Source organism: Paenibacillus sp. JMULE4, assembly GCF_013337105.1.
Classification (GTDB): Bacteria; Bacillota; Bacilli; order Paenibacillales; family NBRC-103111; genus Paenibacillus_G; species Paenibacillus_G naphthalenovorans.
Map to the genome: position 1 here is coordinate 101,439 of NZ_SGWF01000002.1, position 7,582 is coordinate 109,020.

Genomic DNA, 7,582 nt, shown 5'->3' on the forward strand with positions numbered 1-7,582 from the left:
TAACGGGAAACGATAGTTAAAAATAAAGGGTTCCACATATTAGTCATGTATAATATGTGGAACCCTTTATTTTATTTAATTTTCTTAAGCCTAGGTCTTGATAATTTTCAGTCTAATGGTTTATTTTCTTTTTACACTACGAACGATCACCGTAATGAGCCGCACCGCGGCAAGCTAGCGAAGCCACGCACGTATCGTCAGAAAGCGCCTAACGCTTATCTGGAAGTCGCAAAGCAGCGTCGGATCGGATTCGGTAAGCTCCGCAAGGCCATTGGCAGACAACTGAAGTTCATCGCACGGGATATTCGAATCGTTGAGCAACTCGCTCATATCACGCCCCTCACGGCACTGAACAAACGGCAGTACAAGAATTTGCTGGTGGTGCATGAGCTATATCGACAACAGCAAGAAATGTATACGAACCGAACGCACCAGGTTGATGATCGGATCGTCAGCATCCACCAGCCGCATGTGCGTCCACGAAGGAAAACGCAAGTATGGTCTCGAAAGAATCCGGGCACGCCTTTTCTTTTTCTCTATTTTCGTTACTTGCTTCAAGTTGTGTTTGGGAGGGCATTTCTCGCCGGTTAAGGGATCGTTCAGCAAACCCTAATTACTTAGGTTTACTGAATCAACAAAACGAGCAATCAATTATGTTATCATTATTATATTGGTATAAGATTTTATCCATGAAGAATGAAAAAAGAAGGGGGGAATTCAGATGACTGGTTGGATTAATCTCGGTAGTCTCTTATTTGGCCTTATTGCTTGGATACTTCCTATTATTAATCTCATTCGAATTGAAAAATTTGATCATAGGAATTGGATCGTCTATTTCATTATCAGCACCAGTTCTTGTACTATTTCGTTACTTATGCAAATATACCATTATTATTTTATGGTTAGAAATGAAGATTTTTCTGCTCTTATAGATACAAATGGTGTTGTAGCTTTCGCCGCATCAGTTTTATTTATTGTTACCATCATTTTAAATGTAATCACTCTGACTTTATATCGCCGTAGAACAAAGAAATAGGATGCTTTATCGGTCAATTTTAAAGACTCATCAGGAACAAACATAGGTTCCGTGAATGCATATAATTGGAATGCTAATGACATAATGCATGGATCCATTTTTTCTCCCAACACTTCTTTTTTTGGCGGTGGATACAAAGCTTTTTACTACTGGAGTTCTGCTCAAAATATGAACTTTGACCATATAAGTGGGGCGGTTATTACGGTTGAATGTGAGGGGTTCTATTCAACCTTCCCCGGAAGCCAAAACACCGTTACAGGTAGCTTTGCTCCTGCGTCTACTTTTACTGCTAGCACTAATACAACCATGAATAATCCTAGCAAAGTAGAAGTAATTGCGAAAGGTCTGCAAATGAAAGATTTAGTAATTGCGGGAGTAGGAAATGCAATATTGAAAGTAAACAGCAACGGTCAAGTCAAAGATTACTTTATAAACGATAAAGAACTTAATAAATGGATAAACAGAATTGCAGTCAACCGAAGCTTAAATGGTAATTCTGAAACGGTTACTGATCAACGCCAGTTTGTTGAAAATGCGGCAAAGCAAGTATTAAAAAATGAAATCGTTCTAGAGTATGCAAAAGCAAATCAGATTAGTATTACAGACGATGAAGTGACTAATTATTTTAATGATTTAAAACAATCTATTATGAGTCATAAAGAAGGAATCAATCTTGTCGAGGAAGTAACTAAGGGAATGGGATTAAAAAGTTATGATGAATTGTTTGAATATGATCGTGACTTGTATACTCAGAATGTCATTTGGTCCAAGTTACTGCCAAAATACATTTCTGAAAACCCTAAATTAAAAGATGAAGACGAATTGTCATACCAAAATCGATTGGTTGGTCTATACCAACAGGATATAGTAAAATATATGGGTAATATTGAGTTCAACTGGGAGTAGAATAAGCACAAGGGCGAGATCGGATAACCAAACCGATCTCGTTCAATTTAACGACTCTAATAAAAAATGGAGGGTATTGTATTGATAACAAGGGTGTTAATCCTGTTTCTTATTACATTCACTATTATAGGTTGCAGCACAAATAACTCAAGCACGGGGAATAAAATATCGTTTGATCAAGAAAAGTCAATGGTAAATTATGTTCGACATGGAAAAACAAAATTGTTGACTATTGACTATTTTTTAATAAACGAATCAAATAATAAGATAGGTCCTTTTACAATGAAAATGAATATAACCAACCCAAAGTTGTTGGATTTTATTAATGAGGATAAGGAAGAATTTCCTATACTCTATGGAGAGAAGGTAACACTTGATAAAAGTGAAAGTCATGGATATGGAGCTGGAACATTTGAAATCAAAAACGAAATACCTCTAAACGACCTTAGAGAAATTATTGAAGATAACAGGAGCATAGAAATCCAATTAATCAACGAGTCAGGAGATATTATCATTTCTGATTGGATTCAAAAATTAAATATAGTAGGGATAACTGAAGGTGGGTAATAACTTCGTATCTATAATGTACACGAAAAAAGATGGATATGGAATTCACGATCCTTTGCTCTACAGGAGCTTTATGGGTGGTATTACCCTTGGAAAAGGTATGCCCTCATAGGTTTCTTTCTAGAGCAGTAACCGGCACTGTTGCTTTTTTACCTGGGAAGAAGTCAGCCCAAAAGAATTGAAGTGCAACTCAATAAGAGATGAACCGCCCCGAGCCATTCGGATATATATAGACCGTTGAAAAATATGATTTTATTGGACTTCTTGTAGTGGTGGCGAATACGAAAAGATGATACCGTTCATGATACCCATATCCTCGAAAATCAGATCGGTTTAACCCCGTAACTTTAGAGTCTTATACCCTTATTCTAGCGAATGCGTAGTTTTTTATTGATTTTACGTCGTAGCCGCCCTTGACACGGAGCCTCTGCGGGCATGATTTCTCGCGATAGGGCGATGTAGGAACCAAGGCATCGCGAGGCTAGTAGCCTATCATGCCCGCCCCTCCATGTAAAGGGCTTTATTCTTCAGCTACACCTTAATCACGAGCGGTTTTACGGTTTGTTGAAGAACAGCCTGAAAAAATTCCTCTGGGGATAGATCATATAAACTGCCATGTATTCGTCGCTGATTGTAAAACAAGAGGTAATTGGAAACGACATGGTAAGCATCTTGGTAACTCTCAAACTCTTGTCTGGAAAGACAGTCTTGTGGATCGGCTACACTAAGTTGGACAGAAAAAATAAGGGCATGTAGAATAAACCTATCATCCTAAGGAGCGGATCTCTACAATGCCAAAACACCAACGACGTACCTTTACCTCAGAATTTAAAAAACAAATGGTGGAACTCTATGAAAACGGGAAATCCAGAGCAGCGATTGTGGAGGAATATGACCTCACTGCCTCCGCTTTAGACCGCTGGATCAAGCAAGCTCAGACAACGGGCTCCTTCAAGGAGAAGGACAATCGCTCATCAGAAGAAAAAGAACTGATCGCTTTACGAAAAGAGAACCAGCGTCTGAAAATGGAGGTGGACATTTTAAAGCAAGCCGCGCTGATCATGGGACGAATGTAGCTATCATCCAGAACAACCTTGATAAATACTCGGTATCAGCAATGTGCGACGTCCTGCAAATCGCAAGAAGTACGTTTTACTATGAAACGAAAGAACAACCGAACGAAGACAATGTAACTGAAACAATTGTGGATATTTTCCATAAGAATCGAAAAGCTTACGGTACACGAAAGATCAAAGTCAAACTCCAGGATCGCGGATTCGTCGTCTCCAGACGTAGAATGGGTCGAATCATGAAAGAGCAAGGACTCGTTTCTACCTACACCGTGGCTCAATATAGGCCCCGCAAAACCGCTTGTAATGAAGCCATGACAATCCAATTCACATTCTAGTGGATTAAGAGAAAAGACTCAAAGGTAATTTCGGGGCTTTAGAGTAACCACGAAGGGCTTAAGGGCATGCCTGTTCAGCCTTTTCTCCAATCGGTTGGCGTTCACTTTTTTAACCGCAACCCGTTCAGTAGACCGACGAATTGCTTTTTGGACGCCGCCTCTTTATCATGCTTTGAAAATTCCAGTACGTAAATAATTTTGTCTTGTATCGGTATGACGGCGAAATAGACGTCATGAGTGCCGGTCAGGCCGGAGGCGGCAGTACCGTTGTCAGCGTCGAGCGTATATAGCTTGCCGCTTCCGATGGGAGTATCGATCGCTTCTTCATTTGTAATTTCGCTATGGTTGGGCTTATAAAATTTGAAGTCAAAATCGTCAGCATACGGGTACGTGACAACGCTCCCGAGATTGACTCCGTTCTCGTCGGTGAGGGATGCGCCAAAGCGGTCCTCGGTATTCAGGTTCCATCCCTTCGGCAGGGTCAATTCCAGATTGGAGACGTCGTATTCAGAGTCCGTACTCGGTTGACTGAAATTCGATTGGTTCCCAGAATCCCGCCCGTTGCCGAAAATGGATGAAGAATTTGTGACAGTATTGGTATCAGAAGCCTGCCCAATGCCGACGTCGGCAGTCTGGTTAGCAGAAACGGACAAAGTAACCGGGCTACTCTGTGCGGCGGGAGCCACCTGGTTACCGGAACAACCAGCAAGAACGACCAACAGCGGAACAGTCAGTAGCAGCATTTGTGTTTTCGTGGATCGTGCCATTTTCGCCTCCGACAATATCTGTTTTTGAACTCAGAACCGTATGCAGCCATGGTTGATATACAATTAAATAATACCACATATCGGAACTCCTGCCTGTTAGCGGAGCGAAGGGCTTGCAGCGGCAGCCCTTTCGGTTTTGAACTCGTTCCTCGAGGGAGCTCAACCAACCCCATCAACGCATTGGAACAATTTTTGTTTCACTAAACTACCCGTTTAGTCCTTAGATGGCTCTGAAGATTAACAACATAGCTCTACTTAATTAACAAGTGGCTCTCGATAGGTAACACACACAATGGCTCTCTTCCGTCGAAATATTAAATTGAACTCATCCTAACGAATTCAACATGTCTACACACCCGACGTCCAAATCCAGGTCCAAAACGACGGAAACCTCAATTTTGTCTTTGAGCACTTTATTTTTGAAGTCGCTGCCGTCTGCCGTGAAAGTCATAAATCGCGCAAAGTGTTGAAAATAAAGGATTTCTACGTATCGATTCGTTGCATTCCTATTACGCACTCCACATGTGTAGAGGTGACAGTACCAACAAAGAAGGAATGGCATTTGCTCACTGTTGGGGAGGAAAAATTGCCACCCGGGTCTGTCAATAATTTTGTGTAAACTCATGTATAAAGGAATCTGCCTTAGGGGAGATTGGCCCCTTACGGCAAGTGCTGCCCGATTCGATCCGGAAAGAAAACGGATAGCTGCAGCAGCATCTGTCCCCAATTTTGGACACGCCCCGTCCATTTACGGGTGACATCCATGGTTACAAGATAAAGCATCTTCAGAAGAGCCTCGTCGCTGGGGAAAATGCTCTTTCCCTTCGTTACCTTGCGAAGCTGACGATGATAGCTCTCAATCATATTGGTGGTGTAGATGAGCTTGCGCAGTTCGGGAGGGTACTTGAAGAAGGTAGCCAGCTCGTCCCAATTGCTGCGCCACGAACGGATGATGAGCGGATATTTAGCGCCCCATGTTTCCTCGAAACGATCCAGCTCCACAAGCGCCATCTCCTCCGTCGCCGCTTTGTAGATCGGCTTCAGATCAGCTGTTACCTTCTTCAGATCCTTATAGGACACGTAGCGAGTCGAGTTGCGGATTTGGTGAATGATACACTTTTGAATCTCCGTCTTCGGATAGCAGGCGGCAATGGCCTGAGAGAAACCGGTAAGATTATCGACACAGGTGATGAGAATATCCTGTACGCCGCGATTCTTTAGGTCGTTTAGGACGCTGAGCCAGAACTTGGCCGATTCGTTCTCGCCGATCCACATGCCCAGCACATCCTTGTTACCATCCAGATCGATGCCGATGACCATGTAGGCGGCCTTGTTCACAATAGCGCCGTCTTGCTTGACCTTAAAGTGAATGGCGTCAAGGAAGACGACGGCATACACGCTTTGCAGCGGACGGTTCTGCCACTCCTTGATGAGCGGAACGATTTTGTTCGTGACGTTCGAGATCATCGTCGGCGAAACGTCGATACCGTACAGATTCTGCAGGTGATCTTGGATTTCCCGCGTGCTCACGCCTTTGGCGTATAAGGCGATAATCTGATCTTCGATGCCGGTGACGTTGGATTGGTGCTTCTTTACCACGAGCGGCTCGAACTCGCCCAGACGATCCCTGGGCACGGCAATCTCCTGATCGCCGTATTCGCTTGTGATCTTCTTCTTGCTCTTTCCGTTGCGGCTGTTGGTCGTCTGTTTGTTCTTCACGTCATGCTTCTCATAGCCCAGATGCGTTTCCATCTCGGCCTCCAGCATCTCTTGCAGCGTCTCGGCAAATAAGTCTTTCAAAGCATTCTGCGCGTCCTGTGCGGTCACCAGCTTGTTCTCCTTAATGAAGGCCCTAAGCTGCTCTTTACTCCATAATCCCATGTGTGCTCCCCAACCTTTCTATTACTTTCATTTTATCAGGTTTGAGAGTTTACACATTTTATTTTACAGACTCTGCCACCCCTTACTATTTCCTAACTGATAAAATTAGTTCATTCTTAAACAACTGCTCAGATGTAGTGATTAAACTAATATCAGATAAATCTCCTATGTCAATTATTAAGGGTTCTTCAATATCTTTGTTCAAAATAACAATCCTAAATTCATTTTGGTATTCAAGGCTTTTATCTTTCCAAAAGAAAACATCTGTATTTTCCTCAGCAAAGGATTTCAATCTAATCGAATGGTTTATGTTAAAGTCATCGTACAGAACTGGTTGATAAACATACCTATATTCATTCTTATCAAATGTATTAATTACCCTATCTAGAAAAGCAGGGACTGTAAAATATTTTGTGTAAACTCTCAAACCTAAAACTATTACAATGGAGACAACGAAAGGTTGGGAGAACACATCATGAAATTACTACCAAAAGATCAACTCCGCCAGTTCATCAAAGAGAACAACTTGAAGACCGTCGAAGACGTGCAGAAAACGCTGAAGGATCTTTTTGCGGAGACACTCCAGGAAATGTTGGAAGCCGAACTGGAAACAGAACTCGGCTACGCCAAACACGATGTAAAGCATAAGGAGACTCACAACAGCCGCAATGGACATAGTAAGAAAACCGTAACGTCAGAGTATGGCGAGATCGAGATTGAAATCCCGCGTGATCGGCTGGGCGAATTTGAACCGATGGTGGTTAAGAAGCATCAAAGACAGGTCACCGGCATCGAGGATCAGATCGTATCGATGTATGCCAAAGGAATGAGTACGAGAGATATTCAGGAGCACCTGAATCAGTTGTACGGCATTGACGTATCGCCGGCGCTCATTTCGAACGTCACGGCGAAAATCATGCCGCTTATCAAGGAATGGCAGCATCGCCCTCTGCAAACGGTCTATTCCGTCGTCTTCATGGATGCCATTCACTTCAAAGTCAAGCAGGACGGGCAAAT

At 42.7% G+C, this 7,582-nt stretch carries 8 protein-coding genes and 1 pseudogene; 6 read left to right on the forward strand and 3 right to left on the reverse strand.

The genetic code is table 11. The features are described from left to right. The first annotated feature begins 45 nt into the window (after positions 1 to 45). The 4 genes from EXW96_RS01155 (at position 46) to EXW96_RS01170 (ending at position 2,509) form a co-directional block, all read left to right on the forward strand. Positions 46 to 591 carry a hypothetical protein gene (locus tag EXW96_RS01155; protein WP_174349644.1) on the forward strand — a complete coding sequence of 182 codons (546 nt, stop codon included), beginning with the start codon at positions 46 to 48 and terminating at the stop codon, positions 589 to 591. 130 nt (positions 592 to 721) lie between these two features. After that, positions 722 to 1,036, forward strand: a complete 315-nt coding sequence (locus tag EXW96_RS01160; RefSeq protein ID WP_174349645.1) for a hypothetical protein — start codon at positions 722 to 724, stop codon at positions 1,034 to 1,036. A 51-nt stretch (positions 1,037 to 1,087) separates the two neighbouring features. Beyond that, positions 1,088 to 1,942: a hypothetical protein gene (locus tag EXW96_RS01165; RefSeq protein ID WP_174349646.1), complete on the forward strand. Its 855-nt coding sequence runs from the start codon at positions 1,088 to 1,090 to the stop codon at positions 1,940 to 1,942. 81 nt (positions 1,943 to 2,023) lie between these two features. Then, complete coding sequence (locus tag EXW96_RS01170) at positions 2,024 to 2,509, forward strand: hypothetical protein (RefSeq protein ID WP_174349647.1); 486 nt, start codon at positions 2,024 to 2,026, stop codon at positions 2,507 to 2,509. A gap of 531 nt (positions 2,510 to 3,040) precedes the next feature. Here EXW96_RS01170 and EXW96_RS28395 read toward each other — a convergent pair. Next, on the reverse strand, positions 3,041 to 3,268 hold the full coding sequence (locus EXW96_RS28395) for an IS3 family transposase (RefSeq protein ID WP_174349657.1): 228 nt from the start codon (positions 3,266 to 3,268) through the stop codon (positions 3,041 to 3,043). A gap of 32 nt (positions 3,269 to 3,300) precedes the next feature. Here EXW96_RS28395 and EXW96_RS27110 point away from each other — a divergent pair. Next, a pseudogene (locus tag EXW96_RS27110) lies at positions 3,301 to 3,893 on the forward strand (IS3 family transposase); the annotation flags it as partial. A 125-nt stretch (positions 3,894 to 4,018) separates the two neighbouring features. Here EXW96_RS27110 and EXW96_RS01190 read toward each other — a convergent pair. Beyond that, a complete protein-coding gene (locus EXW96_RS01190) occupies positions 4,019 to 4,684 on the reverse strand; it encodes a hypothetical protein (protein WP_074730190.1) in 666 nt (221 codons plus the stop codon). 660 nt (positions 4,685 to 5,344) lie between these two features. After that, positions 5,345 to 6,565 (reverse strand): IS256 family transposase, encoded by a 1,221-nt coding sequence (locus EXW96_RS01195; protein ID WP_174349650.1) that lies wholly within the window; start codon positions 6,563 to 6,565, stop codon positions 5,345 to 5,347. 475 nt (positions 6,566 to 7,040) lie between these two features. On the opposite strand from EXW96_RS01195, the gene EXW96_RS01200 reads away from it, so the two are divergent. Beyond that, the coding region (locus EXW96_RS01200) for an IS256 family transposase (protein ID WP_174349651.1) at positions 7,041 to 7,582 on the forward strand (542 nt) is incomplete at its 3' end.

Coding starts and splice junctions, on each gene's coding strand:
- EXW96_RS01155 (WP_174349644.1), top strand. CDS start 46: ATGTATAATATGTGGAACCCTTTATTTTATTTAATTTTCTTAAGCCTA.
- EXW96_RS01160 (WP_174349645.1), top strand. CDS start 722: ATGACTGGTTGGATTAATCTCGGTAGTCTCTTATTTGGCCTTATTGCT.
- EXW96_RS01190 (WP_074730190.1), bottom strand. CDS start 4,684: ATGGCACGATCCACGAAAACACAAATGCTGCTACTGACTGTTCCGCTG.
- EXW96_RS01195 (WP_174349650.1), bottom strand. CDS start 6,565: ATGGGATTATGGAGTAAAGAGCAGCTTAGGGCCTTCATTAAGGAGAAC.